At 74.7% G+C, this 18,345-nt stretch carries 13 protein-coding genes, 6 tRNA genes and 1 pseudogene; 10 read left to right on the top strand and 10 right to left on the bottom strand.

Annotated features, from left to right (window positions below; genetic code table 11):
* Positions 1-705: a DUF998 domain-containing protein gene (locus ACPPVO_RS17925; protein ID WP_426512328.1), complete on the top strand. Its 705-nt coding sequence runs from the start codon at positions 1-3 to the stop codon at positions 703-705.
* Here the strand turns inward: ACPPVO_RS17925 and ACPPVO_RS17920 are convergent.
* Together ACPPVO_RS17920 and ACPPVO_RS17915 are read right to left on the bottom strand one after the other, a co-directional pair.
* Positions 680-3,508 (bottom strand): glycoside hydrolase family 2 TIM barrel-domain containing protein, encoded by a 2,829-nt coding sequence (locus ACPPVO_RS17920; protein ID WP_426512327.1) that lies wholly within the window; start codon positions 3,506-3,508, stop codon positions 680-682. The genes ACPPVO_RS17925 and ACPPVO_RS17920 overlap by 26 nt on opposite strands.
* Before the next feature lie 25 nt (positions 3,509-3,533).
* Positions 3,534-4,706, bottom strand: a complete 1,173-nt coding sequence (locus tag ACPPVO_RS17915) for an RICIN domain-containing protein (RefSeq protein WP_426514644.1) — start codon at positions 4,704-4,706, stop codon at positions 3,534-3,536.
* A 429-nt stretch (positions 4,707-5,135) separates the two neighbouring features.
* Here ACPPVO_RS17915 and ACPPVO_RS17910 point away from each other — a divergent pair.
* The 3 genes and pseudogenes from ACPPVO_RS17910 to ACPPVO_RS17900 all read left to right on the top strand — a co-directional run.
* Positions 5,136-5,780 (top strand): annotated as a pseudogene (locus tag ACPPVO_RS17910) (AfsR/SARP family transcriptional regulator); the annotation flags it as partial.
* 547 nt (positions 5,781-6,327) lie between these two features.
* Entirely contained in the window at positions 6,328-7,947 is a 1,620-nt protein-coding gene (locus ACPPVO_RS17905) for a tetratricopeptide repeat protein (RefSeq protein ID WP_426512326.1), read from the top strand.
* Positions 7,948-8,010: 63 nt separating this feature from the next.
* Positions 8,011-9,153, top strand: a complete 1,143-nt coding sequence (locus ACPPVO_RS17900) for an NAD(P)/FAD-dependent oxidoreductase (protein WP_426512325.1) — start codon at positions 8,011-8,013, stop codon at positions 9,151-9,153.
* Positions 9,154-9,165: 12 nt separating this feature from the next.
* On the opposite strand, the gene ACPPVO_RS17895 is transcribed toward ACPPVO_RS17900, so the two are convergent.
* The 3 genes from ACPPVO_RS17895 to ACPPVO_RS17885 all read right to left on the bottom strand — a co-directional run bounded on the left by ACPPVO_RS17895 (position 9,166) and on the right by ACPPVO_RS17885 (position 12,417).
* On the bottom strand, positions 9,166-10,575 hold the full coding sequence (locus ACPPVO_RS17895) for a hypothetical protein (RefSeq protein ID WP_426512324.1): 1,410 nt from the start codon (positions 10,573-10,575) through the stop codon (positions 9,166-9,168).
* Positions 10,576-10,642: 67 nt separating this feature from the next.
* The gene (locus tag ACPPVO_RS17890) at positions 10,643-11,308 is read right to left on the bottom strand and encodes a response regulator transcription factor (protein ID WP_360376871.1); all 666 of its coding nucleotides are present in this window, start codon (positions 11,306-11,308) and stop codon (positions 10,643-10,645) included.
* Positions 11,305-12,417: a sensor histidine kinase gene (locus tag ACPPVO_RS17885; protein ID WP_426512323.1), complete on the bottom strand. Its 1,113-nt coding sequence runs from the start codon at positions 12,415-12,417 to the stop codon at positions 11,305-11,307. Before ACPPVO_RS17885 ends, ACPPVO_RS17890 begins: the two co-directional genes overlap by 4 nt.
* Before the next feature lie 288 nt (positions 12,418-12,705).
* On the opposite strand from ACPPVO_RS17885, the gene ACPPVO_RS17880 reads away from it, so the two are divergent.
* The 6 genes from ACPPVO_RS17880 to ACPPVO_RS17855 all read left to right on the top strand — a co-directional run bounded on the left by ACPPVO_RS17880 (position 12,706) and on the right by ACPPVO_RS17855 (position 13,208).
* Positions 12,706-12,778, top strand: a tRNA-Trp gene (locus tag ACPPVO_RS17880).
* 46 nt (positions 12,779-12,824) lie between these two features.
* Positions 12,825-12,899: transfer RNA gene (locus ACPPVO_RS17875), tRNA-Glu, on the top strand.
* Between the two features lies 1 nt (position 12,900).
* A tRNA-Gly gene (locus ACPPVO_RS17870) sits at positions 12,901-12,972 on the top strand.
* A gap of 9 nt (positions 12,973-12,981) precedes the next feature.
* A tRNA-Gln gene (locus tag ACPPVO_RS17865) sits at positions 12,982-13,053 on the top strand.
* Between the two features lie 6 nt (positions 13,054-13,059).
* Positions 13,060-13,131, top strand: a tRNA-Thr gene (locus ACPPVO_RS17860).
* A 3-nt stretch (positions 13,132-13,134) separates the two neighbouring features.
* Positions 13,135-13,208 (top strand) — tRNA-Leu (locus ACPPVO_RS17855).
* 47 nt (positions 13,209-13,255) lie between these two features.
* On the opposite strand, the gene ACPPVO_RS17850 is transcribed toward ACPPVO_RS17855, so the two are convergent.
* The 5 genes from ACPPVO_RS17850 to ACPPVO_RS17830 all read right to left on the bottom strand — a co-directional run bounded on the left by ACPPVO_RS17850 (position 13,256) and on the right by ACPPVO_RS17830 (position 18,199).
* Positions 13,256-14,359, bottom strand: a complete 1,104-nt coding sequence (locus ACPPVO_RS17850) for a hypothetical protein (protein ID WP_426512322.1) — start codon at positions 14,357-14,359, stop codon at positions 13,256-13,258.
* Between the two features lie 6 nt (positions 14,360-14,365).
* Positions 14,366-16,543: a hypothetical protein gene (locus tag ACPPVO_RS17845; RefSeq protein WP_426512321.1), complete on the bottom strand. Its 2,178-nt coding sequence runs from the start codon at positions 16,541-16,543 to the stop codon at positions 14,366-14,368.
* A complete protein-coding gene (locus ACPPVO_RS17840) occupies positions 16,543-17,244 on the bottom strand; it encodes a hypothetical protein (protein WP_426512320.1) in 702 nt (233 codons plus the stop codon). The genes ACPPVO_RS17845 and ACPPVO_RS17840 overlap by 1 nt, the downstream gene beginning before the upstream one ends.
* A gap of 145 nt (positions 17,245-17,389) precedes the next feature.
* Positions 17,390-17,779, bottom strand: a complete 390-nt coding sequence (locus ACPPVO_RS17835; protein ID WP_426512319.1) for a PPOX class F420-dependent oxidoreductase — start codon at positions 17,777-17,779, stop codon at positions 17,390-17,392.
* Between the two features lie 27 nt (positions 17,780-17,806).
* Complete coding sequence (locus ACPPVO_RS17830; protein ID WP_426512318.1) at positions 17,807-18,199, bottom strand: pilus assembly protein CpaE; 393 nt, start codon at positions 18,197-18,199, stop codon at positions 17,807-17,809.
* Positions 18,200-18,345 lie beyond the last annotated feature (146 nt).

Raw genomic sequence — 18,345 nt, 5'->3', positions numbered from 1 at the left:
ATGACGGGGACTCAGACTCTCGTGGCGGCGGCGACGCCCGGTCGCCCACCGCGCCGCCCCAACCGCCTGCTCCGCGCCGGTCTGGTCGCCGGCCCGCTGTTCACCGTGACCTTCCTGGTCGAGCCGGTTCTCCACGCCGGGTACGACCCCCTGCGGCACCCGGTCAGCTCGCTCGCGCTCGGGCCCGGCGGCTGGGTGCAGACCGTCAACTTCGTCGTCGCCGGCCTGCTGTGCCTGGTCTTCGCCGTGGGCCTGCGCCGCGCCCTGCGCCCCGGGCCCGGCGCCGTCGCCGCCCCGCTGCTGCTGGCCGTCTGGGCCGTGGGGCTGCTGGGCGCGGGCGCGTTCGCCACCGACCCGGTGAGCGGCTACCCGGCCGGCACGCCGCCCGTGCCGGACCCGCCGACGTGGCCCGGGCGGCTGCACGACCTGGCGTTCTCGCTGCCGGGCTTCGTCGCGTTCGCCGCGGCGATGCTCGTCCTCGCCTACGCGTACGCCCGCCGCCGCTCCCCGCTCCGGGCGGCGTACTCCGCCCTGAGCGCCGTCGCCTTCGTCACCCTCTTCGTGCTCGCGACCGCCGGCTTCGGCCAGAACCCGCACCTCGTCGGCGTCGCGGGCCTCCTGCAGCGCCTGACCGTCGGCGTCGGCTGGCTGTGGCTGACGCTGGTCGCGGTGGGCGCTATCAGAAGGCCCGCAGCGTCACCGTGAAGGTCGCGGGTTCGGGGCGCAGCTCGTACTGCGGCAGCACGCCCGGCCCGCAGGCGGCGCTGCCCAGCCCGTGGTGGGCGTGGTCCAGGTGCAGATGGATGCGGTCCTCCGCCACCAGCTCCGAGCGGTGGCGGGCCGCGTCCAGCGCCGCCGTCGACCAGCGCCGCGCGGTGAAGTCGATGCGCGGCGCCGCCTCGACGCGCAGGCCGTGGCCGTCCGGCCCGGTGAGCGTGAGCCAGTGGGCGTCGGCGCGGTTGCCGTTCTCCTGCGGGTACACGTAAGGCGTCGTCAAGTCGTCCACAGTGGACTCGTAGCGGCCGGTCAGCGCGGCGGTGCGCGAGTCCGGGTACGCCTCGCCCGGGCCGGCCCCGAACCAGGCCACGGCACCGAGGTCCGCGGGCAGCTCGAGGTGCACGCCGAGGCGCGGGAGCGGCACGTCCCAGTCGCCGGCCGGCTCGACCCGCACGGTCAGCTCGACGGCGTCGCCGAGGGTCCGCCAGGTGTACCAGGCCAGCAGCGCCCGATCCGCCGCCGCCGGCGCCACCCGGGTCGCCACCACCAGGGCGTCGGGGCCGAGCTCGAGGCCGAGCAGCCGGTGGGTCATCCGGTGCAGCCCCGCGGCCCGCCAGCGGGCGGCGACCGGATCGTGGCCGAGGCGGTCGTTGTCGATCGGCGCCCGCCAGACGTCGAGCACGGGCCCGCGCAGCGCGAGGCTCCCGAGCCGCGTGAGCGTCCCGTGCACGGGCTCGAACTCGGCCGCCCCGAGCCGGATGACGCCCCCGTCCCGCCGCGGCCCCGCCCCCGCCGGCACACCCGGGACCGGGGCGGCCGCGCGGAGCTGGACCTGCCCACTGCCCAGCACAAGCCCGTCCGGCGCAACGGTGTGCACGGTCAGCCAGGCCTCAGAACCCGACGAGTCGGCCGCCCCGCTCCCCGGCTTATCGGCCATATCATGATTTAGTGCTACGACGACCATCTCCCCCGCCGCCACCACCGGCAGCGGCACCGACCCCTCCGCCCCCGGCCCCCCGTCGACCGTGACCGACCAGCGCAGCTCCGCCCCGGCCAGGCTCCGGAAGACGTACCGGCTGCGCACCGTCACCTCGCCCGCCCCGACGTTGAGGCGGACCGGGGCGTACACGGCCGCCAGCTCGGTGAGCCCCGGCGACGGCGTGCGGTCCGGGAAGACGAGCCCGTCGATGACGAAGTTGCCGTCGTGCAGCGGCTCACCGAAGTCGCCGCCGTAGGCGTAGTCGCCCTCGGGCCGGCGGATGCCGTGGTCGAGCCACTCCCACACGAAGCCGCCCTGGCAGCGCGGATGGCGGTCGAACAGCTCGTCGTACTCGGCGAGCCCGCCCGGCCCGTTGCCCATCGCGTGTGCGTACTCGCACAAGATGAACGGCAGGTGCGGCACCTGGCCCTCGCCGCGCCCGATGGCGTCGACCTCGGCGTGGCCGGCGTACATGCGGCTGTAGACGTCGACGTGCGCGCAGCTGCGGTCGCCCTCGTAGTGCAGCGGCCGGCCCGGGTCGCGCTCGCGGGCCCAGTCCGCCATCCGGCCCAGGTTCGCGCCGACGCCGGCCTCGTTGCCCAGCGACCACATGATGACCGAGGGGTGGTTCTTGTCCCGCTCCACCATCCGCCGCATGCGGTCGACGCACGCCTCGGCGAACCGCGGGTCGTCGCTGGGGTTGCCGCGCCAGCCCACCGGCTCGAAGCCGTGCGTCTCGTAGTCGCACTCGTCGATGACCCAGAAGCCGAGCTCGTCGCACAGGTCGAGCACCGCCGGGTGGGGCGGGTAGTGGCTGGTGCGGATCGCGTTGACGTGGTGGCGCTTCATGAGCTCGAGCTCGGCGCGCACGACGTCGGGCGGCACGACCCGGCCGAGCTCCGGGTGGAACTCATGGCGGTTGACGCCGCGCAGGACGATCCGCCGGCCGTTGACGGTGAGGATGCCGCCGGTGACCGCCACCGTGCGGAAGCCGATGCGCAGGGTCGCCGTCTCGGTGGCGGTGGCGACGACGAGCTCGTACAACCGCGGGGTCTCGGCCGTCCACGGCTCGACCGGGCCGGCGTCGTGCGCGGTCCCGGCCGGCAGGCGGTCGAGCCCGAGCTCGGGGATGCTCACGACCGCGTCCGCCGGCCCCTCGACCCGCAGCCGGCCGCGGCCGTCGGGCTCGTACCCCGCCTGCACGAACACGTCGTCGACGCCGCCGGCCGGCCGCGCGAGCAGGGTGACGTCGCGGAAGATGCCCGGCAGCCACCACATGTCCTGGTCCTCGAGGTAGCTGCCCGCCGACCACTGGTGTACCCGCACGGCCAGGACGTTCGCGCCGCCCGGCCGCAGCGCGGCGGTCACGTCGAACTCGGCGGGCAGGCGGCTGCCCTGGGTGACGCCGAGCTCGACGCCGTTGAGCCACACCCGCCCGCACGAGTCGACGCCGTCGAAGCGCAGCCGCGCCCCGAGCCCCGCGAACCCGGCCGGGACGTCGAAGACGAGGCGGTGGTCGCCGGTCGGGTTGTCGGTCGGCACGTGCGGCGGGTCGACCGGGAACGGGTAGACGACGTTCGTGTACGCCGGGCGGCCGAACCCGTGCATCGGCCAGCTCGACGGCACCGGCAGCTCCGCCCAGCCGGTGTCGTCGAAGTCGGGCGCCCAGAACCCGGCGGCCGCCTCGGCCACGCTGGGCGCGAGCCGGAACCGCCAGGTGCCGTTGAGGCTCAGGCGGGGCGCGTCCGTGCCGAACGCGGCCCGCGGCGCGGTGGTGCCGAGCGGACGGCCGAAGCCGGTCAGGTAATCCACCCGGTCACCGTAGCGCCACGGGCCGTCAGCCGGCCGCCACGATCGACCATTGCTGGTTGGCGGAGCTGCTGTCGCCGTACTGGGCCAGGTCCGAGCCGTTGGTGGTGCGGCCCATGCCGTCCAGGTAGAGGCCGGTGCTCCGGTTCTTGATCCGCACGGTGTTGGCCACGGTGACGACCGTCCACTGCTGGTTGGTCGCGTTGGTGTCGCCGTACTGGCCGGCCGCGCTCCCGTTGGCGGTGCGGCCCATCCCGTCGAGGTACAGGCCGGTGGCGCGGTTCTTGATCCGCACGTAGCTGCCGTCGTTCTCGATGACCCACTGCTGGTTCGTGGCGCTGCCGAGCGCGTACTGGCCCGCGTTCGACCCGTTGGCGGTTCGCCCCATGCCGTCGACGGCCAGGGCGGTGCCGCCGTTGCGGATGGTGACGTACGTGCCGCCGCCGGTGCCGACGCCCCAGGCGTACTGCAGGCGGGCCAGTCCGGAGGCGTTGGCGAGCGTCAGCCGGATGCCGGAGCCGCTGCCGGTCTTCGTGGTCAGGCTGTACCAGTCGCCGTCGCGCAGGCCCGGCCAGTACACGCTGCCGACGCCGAGGCTGCGCAGCTTGCTGCTGACCCCGCGCAGGTAGTCGGCGAAGAACGTGCCGCTGGGCACGCTGTAGTCGATTTTGTCGTAGTTGACGCCGTTCTTGCTGCCCGGGCCCATCGGGCCGCCCCACTCGGTGACGATGGTGCGCGAGGCGTAGGAGCCGATGTAGTTGCCGACGTGGTTGGCCCAGTCGGTCTCGTCCTCGTACGGCGGGCTGACGAAGAACGAGTAGTCGTGCGCGGCCAGCAGCGTGTTGTCGAGCCGGCTGTCGCCGCCGACCGCGGCCAGGTTCTGCGCGTAGCCGGCGCCGTCGAGGATGACGCGGCCGCGGGGCACGGACGGGTACCGGGCCAGCCAGCCGTTGTAGAGGTTGTTCAGGTCGGTCGTGCTGTAGCCGTACGGCTCGTTGATGACCTCGAAGTAGGCGTTGGGGTTGCTGCCGTACTTCGCCACGACGGTGTCCCACATCTGGTTGAAGCCCGCCGTGGTCGCCGGCTTGCCGTTGCTGTACGCCCAGTACGCCAGGATCACGTTGCCCTTGGCGAGCGCGGCGTCGACGGCGCCGGTGTACGTGGCCCAGTACCCGGACACCGTCGGCTCGTTGATCGGCATCCGGACGGTGTTCGCGCCGGTGATGGAGTACAGCTGCCCCACCACCTGGTTGGCGACGGTGCCGGCGGACGCGTACGTGTCCGAGGCGCTCAGGCCGGACACGTACAGCACGCCGTTGACGAAGTTGTCTCGGGCGTCGGCCCAGTTCACACCCTTCAGCTGGCTCGTCGCCGCGCCGGCCGGGGCCGGGACCCCCACGGCGGCGACGGCCACCGTGGCGAGTACCACGCACATCCGCAGCGCGGCGGTCAGGCGATGGCGGCCCGCCACGGTTCGGGACAGATTCACAGCTCTCCTTCCGCTCGGTCGAAACCGACCGATGTCCGAGAGCACATCCGAACCCGGCGCGGAAGGCGGTCGCCACGATCCGTACAGAACCGTTCGCGATCGTTCAGATTCGTTCGCCGCCGTGGCCGATAGATTGCCGGCATGCAGATCAGGCTGCTGGGACCGGTCGACATCGCCGTCGGCGGCGGCATCCGCACCGTCGCCGGGGACCGCCGTACGGCTCTGCTCGCCGTCCTCGCGCTCGCGCACGGTGAGGTCGTCGGCACCGGCCGGCTCATCGAGGCCGTCTGGGGCGCAAGCCCGCCCGCGACCGCGCTCAACACGCTGCAACAGCACGTGTCGTACCTGCGGCGCGCCCTCGCCGGCGGCGGCGCCGTCGCGGCCCGGGCGCCCGGCTACGTGCTGCGCGTCGACGGCGGCGAGGACCCGACGGACGTGGCCGCGGCCGACCGGCTGATCCGGGCCACCGCCGACACCGACGACCCCCGCGAGCGGGTGCGGCTGCTGCGCGCCGCCGTCGCGCTGTGGCGCGGCCGGCCGCTGACGGGCGTCGCCGGGCTCGAGGACGACGCCGAGCGGCTGCACACCGTCTGGCTGCGGGCGCAGGTCGCGCTGGCCGAGGACCGGCTGCTGCTGGGCGAGCACGCGGCCGTGGTGACCGACCTTGAGCGGCTGGCCGGGGACCATCCGTTCGACGAGCGGCTGCACGGGCTGCTCATGCTCGCGCAGTACCGCTGCGGAGACCACCGGGCCGCCCGCGGCACCGCCCGGCGGCTGCGCGAGACCCTCGGCGCCGACCTCGGGCTCGACCCGGGGCCGACGGTGCGTGACCTGGAGGCGGCGATCGAGCGCCGCGACCCCGCGCTCGCCGCCGGCACCGCCCCGGCCGCCGCGCCCCCGCCGGCCCCGGCCCAGCTGCCACTGGCCGTGCGCGGCTTCAGCGGCCGGGCCGGCGAGCTGGCCCGGCTGGACGCGGCCGCGGCGCAGGACGGGCCGGTCGTGTGCGCGATCACCGGGCCGCCGGGCGCGGGCAAGACCAGCCTGGCCGTGTACTGGGCGCAGGGGGTCGCGGACCGGTTCCCGGACGGCCAGCTGTACGTGAACCTGCGCGGCTTCGACCCGCGCGGCGCCGCCACCGACCCGGCCGAGGCGCTGCGCGGGTTCCTCGCCGCCCTCAACGGGCCGGAGACGCTGCCCGAGGAGCCGGACGAGCTCGCCGCCCGGTTCCGCGCCACCGTCGCCGGCCGCCGGCTGCTCGTGGTGCTCGACAACGCCCGCGACGCCCGACCAGGTGCGCCCGCTGCTGCCCGGCTCCGGGCCGTCGGTGACCCTGGTGACCAGCCGCTCCGGCCTCGGCCCGGCGGAGGGCCACCCGACCACGCCGGGGTTGCTCGACGACGACGTGCACCCGACCGCGCCGGGCCTGCTCGACGACGACGTGCACCCGATCACGCTGGGGTTGCTCGACAACGACGCGGCCCGGGAGCTGCTCGCCGGTCGGCTGGGCCGGGACCGGCTGGCGGCCGAGCCGGACGCGGTGGACGAGATCGTCGCCCGCTGCGCCCGGCTGCCGCTCGCCCTGGCGATCGCGGCCGCCCAGGTGGCGACGCGGGCCGGGGTGTCGCTCGCCGACCAGGCGGCCCAGCTGCGCGCGGCCGGGGGCGGGCTCGACGCGCTCGACGGCGGCGACCCGGCCACCGACGTGCGGGCGGTCTTCTCCTGGTCGTACCGCGCGCTGGACCCGGCCGCGGCCCGGCTCTTCCGCCTGCTGGGCCTGCACCCGGGCCCGGACCTGACCGCGCCCGGCGCCGCGAGCCTCGCGGGCGAGCCGCTGGAGCCGGCCCAGGCCGGGCTGCGGGCGCTGCGGCACGCGAACCTGCTCGCCGAGCCCGTGCCCGGGCGCTACGCGCTGCACGACCTGCTGCGCGCGTACGCCACCGGGCTCGCGCAGACCGAGGACCCGCCCGGGGACCGGCGCGCCGCGGTGCACCGGGTGCTCGACCACCACCTGCACACGGCGCACGCCGCGGCGCTGGCCATCGACCCGGGCCGCCGCCCGCTGAACCCGCCGGAGCCGGTGGCGGGGCTGACCGTCCCGCGCCTCGGCGACCCGAGCCGGGCGCTGGCCTGGTTCGAGGCGAACCACCGGGTGCTGACCGCGGCCGTGCAGCTCGCCGCGGACGAGGGCTTCGACGTGCACGCGTGGCAGCTGCCGTGGACGATGACGACGTACCTCGACTGGCGCGGTCACCGCGCCGAGCTCATCGCCGCGCAGACCGCCGCGCTCGGCGTCATGCACCGCATCGGCGAGGTGCCCGGGCGCGCCAACGCCCACCGCGAGATCGGCCGGATCCTGCACCGCCTGGGCCGGCGCGAGGAGGCCGCCGAGCACCTCGCCGAGTCGGTGCGGCTCCACGCGGAGCTGGGCGACGCGATCGGGGAGGCGCGGGCGCGGTACAGCACCGGCATGCTCCTGACCGCGCAGGCGCGCCACAAGGAGGCGACCGAGGAGTTCGGCCGGACCCTGGCCCTCGCGGAGCAGGCCGGGGACCTGCTCTGGCAGGGCCGCACGCTCAACGCGCTGTCCTGGGCCCACGTCGAGAACGGCGACCTCGCCCTCGCGCTCGAGGTCGGCGCGCGCTCCCAGGCGCTGCTGCAGCGCGCGGGCGACCGGCACGGGGAGGCGTTCGCCTGGAACAACAACGCCGACATCCACCACCGCGGCGGCGACTACGCGGAGGCGACCCGCGCCCACCGCCAGGCCATCCGGCTCATGGACGACTTCGGCGACCGCGCCTCCCACGCCCGGATGCTCGTTGAGCTCGGCGAGACCCGCCTGGCCGCGGGCGACCGGGCGGGCACCCGGGAGGCGTGGCGACGGGCCCTGCGGCTGTACGAGGAGCTGGGCGACGCCGGCGCCGAGGCGACCCGGCGGCGCCTCGACGACTTGTGAGGGTGTCGCGGAGGTTCGGTGCACGGGCGCGGATCTCAGCCTCGCCCGGCCTAGCGTCGGGGCGTGCGGACAATCGATGTGCTGGTCGTCGGGGCGGGCCTGGCCGGCCTGCACACGGCGCGGTTGCTGGCTCTCCACGGGCTCGACGTCGTCGTGGTGGACAAGCGGCGCTCGCTCGCGGCCGGGGTCCGCACGACCGGGATCTTCGTACGCCGCACCCTCGACGACTTCGACCTGCCGGAGCACCTGCTCGGGCCCGGGGTCCGGGACGTGGTGCTGTACCCGCCCTCGCGCCGCGACCCGGTCCGGCTCACCAGTGAACGCGACGAGTACCGCGTCGCCGACATGCCGGGCGTCTACGAGCATGCGCGGCGGCAGGCGGAGGCGGCCGGGGCCGAGGTGCGCCTGGGCACCCGGTACGACGGCGCGGCCGGCGGGGTGGTCCGCCTGCACGGGTGGGAGCCGGTGCGGGTCCGCTTCCTCGTGGGCGCGGACGGGGCCCGCTCGCGGGTGGCCCGGGACCTCGGGCTCGACGTCAACCGGCGGCTGCTGGTCGGGGCCGAGCTGGTCCACCCGGTCGCCGCCGGGAGCCGGGTGCCGACGTTCCACTGCGTGCTCGATCCGCGGGTGGCGCCCGGGTACCTCGGCTGGGTCATCGACGACGGCCGGCACGCCCACGTCGGGGTGGCCGGGTACCCGCGCGCGATGCCCAGGGGCGTGCGGCACCTGCTCGACGAGTTCGCCGCCGGCGCGCCGGGGCGGGCGGCCCCGACCGGCCCGGTCGACCGGCGCGGCGGCCTGATCCCGGTCGGCGGGGTGCTGCGGCGGCTGGCGGGCCCGGGCGGCCTGCTGGTCGGGGACGCGGCCGGGGCGGTGTCGCCGCTGACCGCCGGTGGGCTCGATCCCTGCCTGCGCCTGTCGCAGCTGGCCGCGTCGGTCGCCGTGGCCTATCTGCGCAGCGGCGATCCGCGGGAGCTCCGGCGCTACGACGGCGGAATCCTGCGATCCCGGTTCCGCGGGCGGCTGCTGCTGCGCCGGGCCTTCGCCGGGATGCGGTCACCGGCGTTGGTGGAGGCGGCGGTCGGGGCGATGCGCGGCCGGGCCGGACGGGCGGCGGCCGCGCGCGTGCTGTTCGGCGACGGCTCGTTCCCGGACGTCGGGCCGGGTCGCCGCCGGGGCGGCCGCACGGTGACCGCCCCTGGGTGACCCGTTCCACGGTCACGCCGCCACCGGCGTCGGGCGGCGCAGCGCCGCCACGCCCAGGGCCGCCGTCAGCACCGCCAGCGCGGCCAGGAAGCCGCGGTCCAGGGCGCCGTCCGCCTGGCCCAGCAGCCCGAACACCGTGTGCGCCACGAGCGCCCCCGTCACCGCCGCGATCAGGTGCTCCCGCGACCAGGAGGCGCCGGCGCTCCACCGGCGCATGCGGTACACCAGCAGGACCACCACCGCCGTCGCGGCCGCCATCGGCAGCAGGGCCCACGAGCCGTGGGTGAACAGCGGCTGCCGCGCGCCGCCGAAGGGCCAGGCCAGCCCGAAGAACAGCAGGGCGGCGGCGCCGGTGGTCAGGGCCAGCGGCCGAGGGCTCGGTGCGCGCTGCGGAAGAGCCGGTTTCGGGTGTACCCGCAGAGCCACCACGGCCACCCCCAGCGCGACGGCCGCGAAGCCGAGCACCGCGCCCAGCGGCATCGTGTAGCCGGGGTCCTCCGCCGGCGGCACCGCCAGGCGCACGATCGCGGCCCCGGCCAGCGCGACGACGCCGGTCGCGACGAGGCCGCCGCGGCGCAGGTAGGGGCGGGTGCCGTGGGCCGGGAAGCAGAGCTCGACGAGCACGACCGGGATCGTGAGGCTGAACACCGCGTGGTACACCAGGTTCAGCAGCGTGTAGTCGGTGTTCAGGCCGAACAGCCGCGGCGCCCAGTCCGCCGCGTGGTAGAGGTGCGGGCTGGTCAGGCTCTGCAGCACCAGGCCCTCCTCGACGATCCCGTAGGCGACGCCCATCAGCAGCAGGTTCGCGTAGCCGCCGCCGGTGCGCCGCACGATCTCGCGGAGGAAGAGCGCACCCCCGCCGTACATCGGCGCGAACACGAGCAGGACCCACGCCGTGCGCAGCGGGATCGTGCCCAGGCTGAGCTCGGCGACGAGCGGCGCGGCGAGCACGAGCAGCCACGCGGCCCGGCGGTTGCGGGGGCGCTCGTCCGGCCCGGCCGGGAACGCCGAGCGCATCACGGGACGGTTCACGGCGACGATCAGCAGAGCCAGGAGCGCCAGTTGTACCCCCTGCAGGCCGCGCAGCCACGCCGGGTACTCGGCGGTCAGGAACAGGTACGCCACCGCGATGAAGCCCACCGCGGAGACGATCCGCACCCGGCGGTAGGCCCCGGCGGCCCCGGCGCGGAGCCGGCGGATCACCCAGATGTAGAGCACCGCGACCGCCAGGAGCGGGATCGGCCGCGTCCACAGGGTGCGTTCGAGGGCGGCGGGGTCGGCGCCGGGGTGCCGGGCGTGCTGGTGGGCCAGCACGTCGTGGCGGAAGACGAGCGTGAGCACGGCGAAGGAGACGCTCACCGTCAGGGCGGCGATGAGCAGGCCCACGACGAGGCGGATCGCGTTGCGCTGCTGCGGGTTCATGCCGTCGACGTTATGGATTTCGGCGGTGCGGCACCTCGGCCCGGGGACCGGTCTATTTCCTCATTCTTCAGGCTGAGGGGCGCGGCTTGACCAGCCCGAGGTCGTACGCGAGCACGACCGCCTGCACCCGGTCGCGGACCCCCAGCTTGCGCAGGATCGCCGACACGTGCGTCTTCACCGTCGCCTCGGTCACCACCAGCTGCGCCGCGATCTCCGCGTTGGCCGCGCCCCGCGCCAGCCGCCCCAGCACCTCCCGCTCCCGCTCGGTGAGCTGCGCGAGCGCCCCGACCGGGGCCGGCGGGGTGGTGTCGGTGGCCACGAACCGGTCCAGCAGCCGCCGCGTCGCCGTCGGGGCCAGCAGCGCCTCCCCGCGGGCCACGACCCGGATCGCCTCCACCAGCTCGGCCGGCCGGACGTCCTTGAGCAGGAACCCGCTCGCCCCGGCCCGCAGCGCCGCGTAGAGCGTCTCGTCCAGGTCGTACGTCGTCAGGATGATGACCCGCGGCGCCGGCCCGGCCGCGGTCAGCCGCTGGGTCGCCGTGACCCCGTCGGTGCCCGGCATCCGCACGTCCATGAGGACCACGTCCGGCGCCGTCTCGGCGGCGAGCCGCACCGCCTCCGCGCCGTCGCCGGCCTCCCCCACGACCTCGAGGTCGTCGCGCGCCTCGATGATCATCCGGAACCCGGACCGGACCAGCGCCTGGTCGTCCGCGATGAGCACCCTGATCGTCACGCCGGTCCTCCCGTTGCTTCCCCGATCGGCAGCCGCGCCTCCACCCGGAACCCGCCGCCCGGGTGCGGCCCCGCCGTGAACACCCCGCCCAGCAGCCGGGCCCGTTCCCGCATGCCCGCGAGGCCCTGCCCGCTGCCCTTGTTCGCCCACGGCGACGCTCCGCCGCGGCCGTCGTCCTGCACGTGTACCACCAGAGCTCCGTCGTCGATCCGGACGTGCACGGTCGCCTTGGACCCCTGCGCGTGGCGCAGCGCGTTCGTGAGGGCCTCCTGCACGATGCGGTACGCCCCCAGCTGCACCGCCATCGGCACCGCGCCCTCGCCTTCCCGCACCACCTCGACCGCGAGCCCGGCCCCGCGCACCGACTCGGCGAGCCGCTCGAGGTCGTCCAGCGACGGCTGCGGCCCGCTCTCGTCGCCGTCGGACTCCCGCACGGTACGCAGGAACCAGCGCAGCTCCGCCAGCGCCTGCCGCCCGGTCTCCTCGGTGCGCCGCAGCGCCTCGCGCGCCTTCGCCGGGTTCACGTCGAACACGTCGTCGGCCGCGGCCGCCTGCACCACCATCACCGACACCGTGTGCGACAGCACGTCGTGCAGCTCCCGCGCGATGCGCGCCCGCTCCTCCAGCGCCGCCTGCCGCCGCTCCGCCGCCCGCCGCGCCCCGCGGGCCCGGGCCTGGGCGCCCCAGCTCCACGCGAGCAGGCACGCCCCGAGCCACAGCCCCGCCGGCAGCCACCGCTGCTGCGCCGCCGCCGGCCCGCACACCGCCACCACCGCGAGCCCGAGCATCCAGAGCGAGTCGGAGGCGGGACGCAGCCAGGCGTAGGTGCACAGCACCACGAACGCGAACCCCGGCCCGAACGCCGGGAACAGCACCTGGAAGCCGGCGCCGGCCGCCAGCACGACGGCCGTCCCGGCCCGCGGCCGCACATCCACGAACCACAGCGCGAGCGCCTGGGCCACCACGAGCACCGCGGCCACGGCCCGCGCGCCGGCCACGCCGAGCACCGCCGGCTCGAACCACAGCACCGGCACCGACACGGCGAGCGAGGCGACCACGAGCAGACGCCGCCACCGCGGCGCCAGCCGAGCCGTGTACCCGTCGCCCATGCGTCCGAACCTAACGCATTTAATGCGTTGCCCGGGCTCGAGCGCGGCGCGTACCGTCGTTCAGGTAAGCGAACGGGGCACACACACCGAGAGGCCGCAGCGATGACGACGTGGACCGGGACCGAAGCCGGGCAGCAGCAGCTGCTGGGCACCGGGCTGTTCACGCTCGCCGAGCGGCCGGGACGGTGGCGAGGGTAAGCGCTCTTTCGGGAGCCTCCCTCAGCCGCCCGCCCCGCACCCGGGGCCGGGCGGTTTTGCTTATGCGGTTCTGCTTATGCGCTTTTGCTTAGGGGCGTAGCTCAACTGGTTGAGCACCGGTCTCCAAAACCGACGGCTGCAGGTTCGAATCCTGTCGCCCCTGCGTCACGTGCGTTCGTTGACAACTCCACAGCGGATGGATCATTTTTGGCGGGTTCGGCCAGCGGTCAGGCCGCCGCGTTCTCAGCGCGGAAACAGGGGTTCGACTCCCCTACTCGCTACCAGGCCATCGGGGTGTACACGGCGACATGCTTGGCTTCCACCCAAGAGTAACGGGTTCGATTCCCGTCGATGGCTCTCAGACCTTCCCTCATCGTCCAGCCGGCAGGACACAGCACTCTGGATGCTGGAAGCGTGGTTCGAATCCATGTGAGGGAGCGCGATGCCAGCGCAGCATGAACGGTGGTGCACCGGATTCGTAACCCGGAGGAGGGAGTTCGATTCTCCCCGTTGGCTTAGGCCCAGGTAGCCCAACTGGAAGAGGCCGCCGGCTCAGACCCGGCGCGTTGGGGGTTCGAGTCCCTCTCTGGGTACCGCAATCCATCCACTGTGGAGTTGTCGCCGAAAGTGCTAGCCGGCGTCAGGAGTCCGCCGACGGCGGGATCGGGATGCCCGTGATCGTCTCGACGTCCGCGGTCAGGCTGGGCAGCGACTGGTGGGGGCGCGGCTGGTTGGGCAGCGGTGCCCCCGCCTCGGCGCGCACCTGCAGGACCTTCAGCGGGTCCTCCTTGACCGTCTGCAGGATGCGGCGCAGGTTCTCGTCGCGGATCTCCTGTAGGTCGATGTTCTGGATGAGGTTGTTCTCCATCATGCTCTCCAGGAGCTTAAACAGCCCGTCCCGGTCGGCCTCGTTGCTCTTGGCGACCATCTCCAGCGCGGTCCGGGTGTCGGCGGGGTTCTTCGCCATGTGCAGCATGAGCAGGCCGTGGTCGCCGTGGATGGCGTTGCGCACGGCCTCCATGCGGGCCGTCTCCAGCTCGTGCTGGTACGTCAGGCGCAGCTGCTCGAGGCGGTGCGACGTCTGCTCGTACTGGTAGTCGTGCTCGACCGCGCGGCGGCGGCGCATCGCCTCCTGGGTCTGCTGGTCCAGGGACAGGAAGGCGGCGAACCGGTACACGGTGATGCCCTCGCTGAGCTCGAGGGGCTCCTGGCCGAGCGAGTCGTTGATCTCGTCGTTGGCGTCCGCGCACTCCTCCGGCGTGTAGCGGCGGCTGATGCGCCGCATGCGCTCCATGAGCCGCCAGCCGGCCACCATGAAGCCGTCCTGGACGCGGCGGCGGACGACCTCGGCCGGGTCGTGCACCCGGAAGCCGAACTGCAGCCGGGCGTAGAACCGGAAGATGTCCTCCTTGCTGGGCAGCTCGTCGCTGATGTGGAACTCGTCCTCGCGGTCCGCGGTGCCGACGTCGTAGCGGTAGCGGTAGCCGCGCATCGTGTTCTCGAACGGGTACAACGGACGCCCCAATGCGACGAGGTCGCCGTTGGGGCGGGCGTAGACGGCGGTCACGGCCGCGCGCAGGGGCTTGGCGCCCTGCCCGGGGCCGAGCCGGGTGAGCGGCTCCTCGTGCAGGATGACGCGGCCGTTGCGGCCGGAGAAGGGCGACGCCGTCCCCGGGGCCGGGGCGGGCGGCATCGGAACGTTCTGCCGGGGCACGATCGGCCCGTTCGGGATCTGCTGGTTCATGACGCCTCACTTCGTTTCGGACAACGCCTGGATGACACTCGCCGCCACGCGCGGCGTCGGTTCGGGGTTGCGGCCCGTGGTCCAGTCATGGGCCAGCTGGAGCAGGATCTTGCGGGTGCGGGCGTCCCGGGCGATCGCGCCGGCGAGGCGGCCCATCGCCTCGCAGGAGCGCCGGTCCGGTTCGACGGTCACGGCCCAGCTGCTCAGGGCCCACTGGGCGTCCTGGAAGATGGGGCCGTTGAGGGTGGCGTGCCACAGCCCCGCGATCGTCGGCCACAGCTCGGGGCGGGTCTCGGCGAAGTACAGCAGCAGCGGCCAGCGCAGCGTGTCGTCGTCCTCGCCGACGGCGTCGGCCCTGCGGGTCACGTCGAGCGCGATGCGCAGGAAGGCGATGTGGCCGTTGGTGATCCGTTCCGGGTACCGCCGGTCGCCGAGCCACCGCACGATGACCGTCAGCACCGCCGCGGCCAGCTTGTCGTTCCAGTCGATGAGCTCGGCGAGGCTGAGCCCGATCGCGTTGGCCACGTCGTTGTCCGGGGAGTCGGCGAGGTACTCCAGCCCGGCGAGCGCCTGGTGCGGGGCGGACGGGCCGAGCCCGGAGCCGTAGACGCGGGCGGCGGTGGCGCGCAGCTCGGCGGCGTCGTCGTCCTCGTCGTCGGGCGTGCTCCAGGCCCGCACGACCCGGCGGACCTGCTCGGTCAGGCCGCCGACGCTGGCGGGCACGCCGAGGGCGATGGCCGCGGCCTCGCGCTGGCCCTTCGCGCCGCTGCGGGCCCACGGTTCGATGACCGCGTTGAGCAGGTACTCGAACGCGCGGGTCGCGAGCAGGCCGACCGCGGTGGCGACCCAGGTGCGGACCTGCTCCGACGGGTCGCCGCCCAGCTCCCGGAACCAGTCGACCAAAGCCGGGCGCACGTCGTCGTACTCGTCCCAGACGCGGTTGATGACGGCCGGGCCGTACTCGGCGTCGTCGTAGGACATCACCTGCGCCGGGGTGTCGCCGTACCGCGACGGCAGCGTGGTGTGGGTGATCCGGGCCCGCAGGCGGCGCAGCCGGACCGCGCGGGTCTCGCGGAACGGATCGGGGCGCGGCGCGAGCGGGTTCACCAGGCGGATGCCCGTGTCGGTGGTGCGCATGGCGGCCGGGTCGTCGAGGCGCGACCGCAGCCGCGCGGCCGCGTAGTTGACGATCTCGAAGGGCAGGCCGTTGAAGAGCGCGAGCGCGACCGCGGTACAGCGCAGCGGCAGGTCGTCGAGGCGGTCGAACCACGCGTCGAAGTGCTCGGCCGCCCGCTGCCGCATCGCGTCGAGCACCCACGCGACGTCGACCGCGCCGCCGCCGGTGCCGTGCGCCTCGGCCAGCAGCCGGGCCAGGTCGGCGACGTCGCGGCAGCTGGGCTCGCCCTGCAGGAACTCCCGTACCGCCGCGGCCACCTCGGCGCGGCGCAGCAGCTCCTCGGCGGCGACGGCGCTGCGCAGGCGCCAGCGCAGGTGCGCGGTGAGCACGTCGGCGGCGGCCGGGGACGCGCCGAGGGTCCGCACGTAGCCGCGCAGGCCCTGGTCGGTGAGCGTCGCCCCGGCCGGCACGATGATCACCAGCCGGGAGCCCAGCGGCCGCAGCCGGGCCTCCAGGCCGTCCACGTCGAGACAGGTCAGCGAGCGCACGGCCGCGTCGGACAGGCCGGAGAGCAGGTAGCCGGCGGCCGCCTCGAGCGACTCGACGGCGAGGTCGGCCAGCGGGCGGCGGGGGTCGAGCCGGTACATCGGCCCGGCCCCGAGGTCCAGCAGCAGCCGCAGCGCCGCGGTGTCGGCGCCCTCGCGCGGGGTGGCCCGCAGCAGCACCACGTGCACGCCGCCGACCAGCCGGCTGAGCTCGGCGAAGCCCGCGGGCGGCACGAAGGCCGCGCGCACCGCGTCGGCGCTGTCGGGCCCCAGCCGCCGCAGCAGCTCCGGGGCCTTGGCCTCGGAGCCGTGGTAATGGACGGTGACGTCGCGGCCGGCGACGGTGCCGCGGTTGAACGCGTACGCGCCCATGGTCGCCTGCGCGGCGCGCAGCAGCTCGTTGGTGGTGCTGACGGCACCCAGGTTCAGCACGCCGCTGCCGACCCCGCGGGACGGGGCGTCGCCGTCGGCGGTGCCGGTGCCGGCGGCACCCACGGTGGGCGGCGGCGCCTCGTCGGCCATCAGTCGGTCCCGATGCGCAGGTCGCGGCCGATGGTGACGTCACGGCCGGCGATGATGCCGCGGTTGCCGGCGTGGTCACCGGGCGGCGGTGCGGGCGCGGCCGATCCGGGCAGGCCGTCGGGGCGCGCGTAGCCGGGCACGTGAACCCACGCCGGGGTGTCGAGCTCCTTCTCGCTGACCCGCACCTCGTGGAACGAGTCGGGGTCGAGCCCGAGGTGGCCCTGGCGGACGATCGAGCGGTACATCTCGTCGGAGACGATGAGCGCCGTCTGCGCCCGCCGGCTCGCCGCGAGCGCCGCTTTGAGCGCGGGCGCGTTGAGCAGCCGGGCCGTCGCGTTGACCATGGTGCCGATCCAGCCGGCGCCGTCGATCGCGGCGTACCCGGCGTTGACGGCGACCCGCATCCGCACGGCCGCCTCGGCGCCGGCGAGCGCGTTGTGCCGGCGCAGCAGGCCGTCGAGGCGGGCGACGAACGGGTCGATGAGCCCGGTCACCGGCACGTACGCGGGGGCCAGCACCAGCAGGCTGTCGCCCTGGTCCTGCCGCTCGCACTCGTCCCACGGGATGCCCGCCCCGTGCGCGGCCTGCCGGATGGTGTCGTGCATCGCCCGGCGTACCGCCGCCTGCCCGGCTTCCGTGCGGCTCGCGTAGGCCTCGACGTCGACCGCGAGCAGTGAACTGTGGCGTGGCACGGGAGCCATCGCGCCTCCATGGGCCCGTTCGGCAGTGACGATTTCCGAACGGGACGTTATCGGGGCGCTACGCGGAGTGTCATCGGCAAACGGACCGCCGCCGTCGCATGAACGGGGCGGCGGCCGCGTGTTTCGGGGATGCCGTTCCGGAATGTCAGCTGCCGGTGATGTGCTCCGGCTCGATGGTGAGCAGGAGGCGGACCTGGTCGCGGCCGCCGAACCACGGGTACGGGCCGCCGAGGTAGCGCTGGGCCAGGACGTCGATGTGCTCGGCCGCGCCCTCCTCGGTCACGGCCACGACGCGGCCGCGGACCTGGAAGTAGCGGCGGGGCTCGGCCGGGTCACCGATGGCCACGGCGACGCGCGCGTCGCGCTCGATGTTGCGCACCTTCTGGTGGCCGCGCACCGTGTTGATCAGGACGTGCTTGCCGTCGGTGTCGGCCCAGGTCTGAGTGATCTGGGGCGAGCCGTCGGGCATGAGGGTGGTCAGGTAGCACAGACTGTTGCGCTCGAGCAGCTCGCGCAGGCCATCGGGAAGATCCACGGCGCCCACGGTACCCCCGGAGGCCGGTCAGGTGCGCAGCACGCGCAGCAGGGCCAGGGCGTAGGCGTCGCCGGGCGTGGCCCCGAACGAGTCGGCGTGACCGTCCACGGCCACGCGCCAGCCGTCGCCGGAGCGCTCGAGGGTGCCGAAGCCGGGGCCGAGCCGTTCGCGCAGCTGGTGCTCGTGCGGCAGCCAGATGGCCTCGTCGCGCTCGATGTCGTCGAGGGCCCACTCGGTGGTGCCGTTGAAGCCGATGACCGTCTCGCCGCCGGGGAGGTCGTGCACCTGGATGATCATGTCGCTGAGCACGAAGGCCTGGTCGTCGAGGTCGCGGTCCGGGATGGCGAAGCGGTCGCCCGGGGCCGGCCGCCACTGCAGGCCCGCCGCGCGCAGCTCGACGGCCAGTTCGATACTGATCACCGTTCCATGGTGCCCGATCACGTAGGGTTCGCGGCTGCGCCTCGACGGCGAGGTGCGGCGCACGCCCACCGTGACGCAACCGGGTATCGACGGCCCTGCCATGATGGCGCGCATGGCGGTGATCACGATTGCCTTCGCGCCCGGGG

Source organism: Dactylosporangium sp. McL0621, from assembly GCF_049995355.1.
GTDB lineage: Bacteria > Actinomycetota > Actinomycetes > Mycobacteriales > Micromonosporaceae > Dactylosporangium.
This window is presented reverse-complemented; position numbering and strand designations above follow the sequence as displayed.

Excerpts from the sequence above, each read along its gene's own strand:
- ACPPVO_RS17885 (WP_426512323.1), bottom strand. The coding sequence starts at position 12,417 with ATGGGCGACGGGTACACGGCTCGGCTGGCGCCGCGGTGGCGGCGTCTG.
- ACPPVO_RS17895 (WP_426512324.1), bottom strand. The coding sequence starts at position 10,575 with ATGAACCCGCAGCAGCGCAACGCGATCCGCCTCGTCGTGGGCCTGCTC.
- ACPPVO_RS17915 (WP_426514644.1), bottom strand. The coding sequence starts at position 4,706 with ATGCCGATCAACGAGCCGACGGTGTCCGGGTACTGGGCCACGTACACC.
- ACPPVO_RS17850 (WP_426512322.1), bottom strand. The coding sequence starts at position 14,359 with ATGAACCAGCAGATCCCGAACGGGCCGATCGTGCCCCGGCAGAACGTT.
- ACPPVO_RS17925 (WP_426512328.1), top strand. The coding sequence starts at position 1 with ATGACGGGGACTCAGACTCTCGTGGCGGCGGCGACGCCCGGTCGCCCA.
- ACPPVO_RS17840 (WP_426512320.1), bottom strand. The coding sequence starts at position 17,244 with ATGGCTCCCGTGCCACGCCACAGTTCACTGCTCGCGGTCGACGTCGAG.
- ACPPVO_RS17845 (WP_426512321.1), bottom strand. The coding sequence starts at position 16,543 with ATGGCCGACGAGGCGCCGCCGCCCACCGTGGGTGCCGCCGGCACCGGC.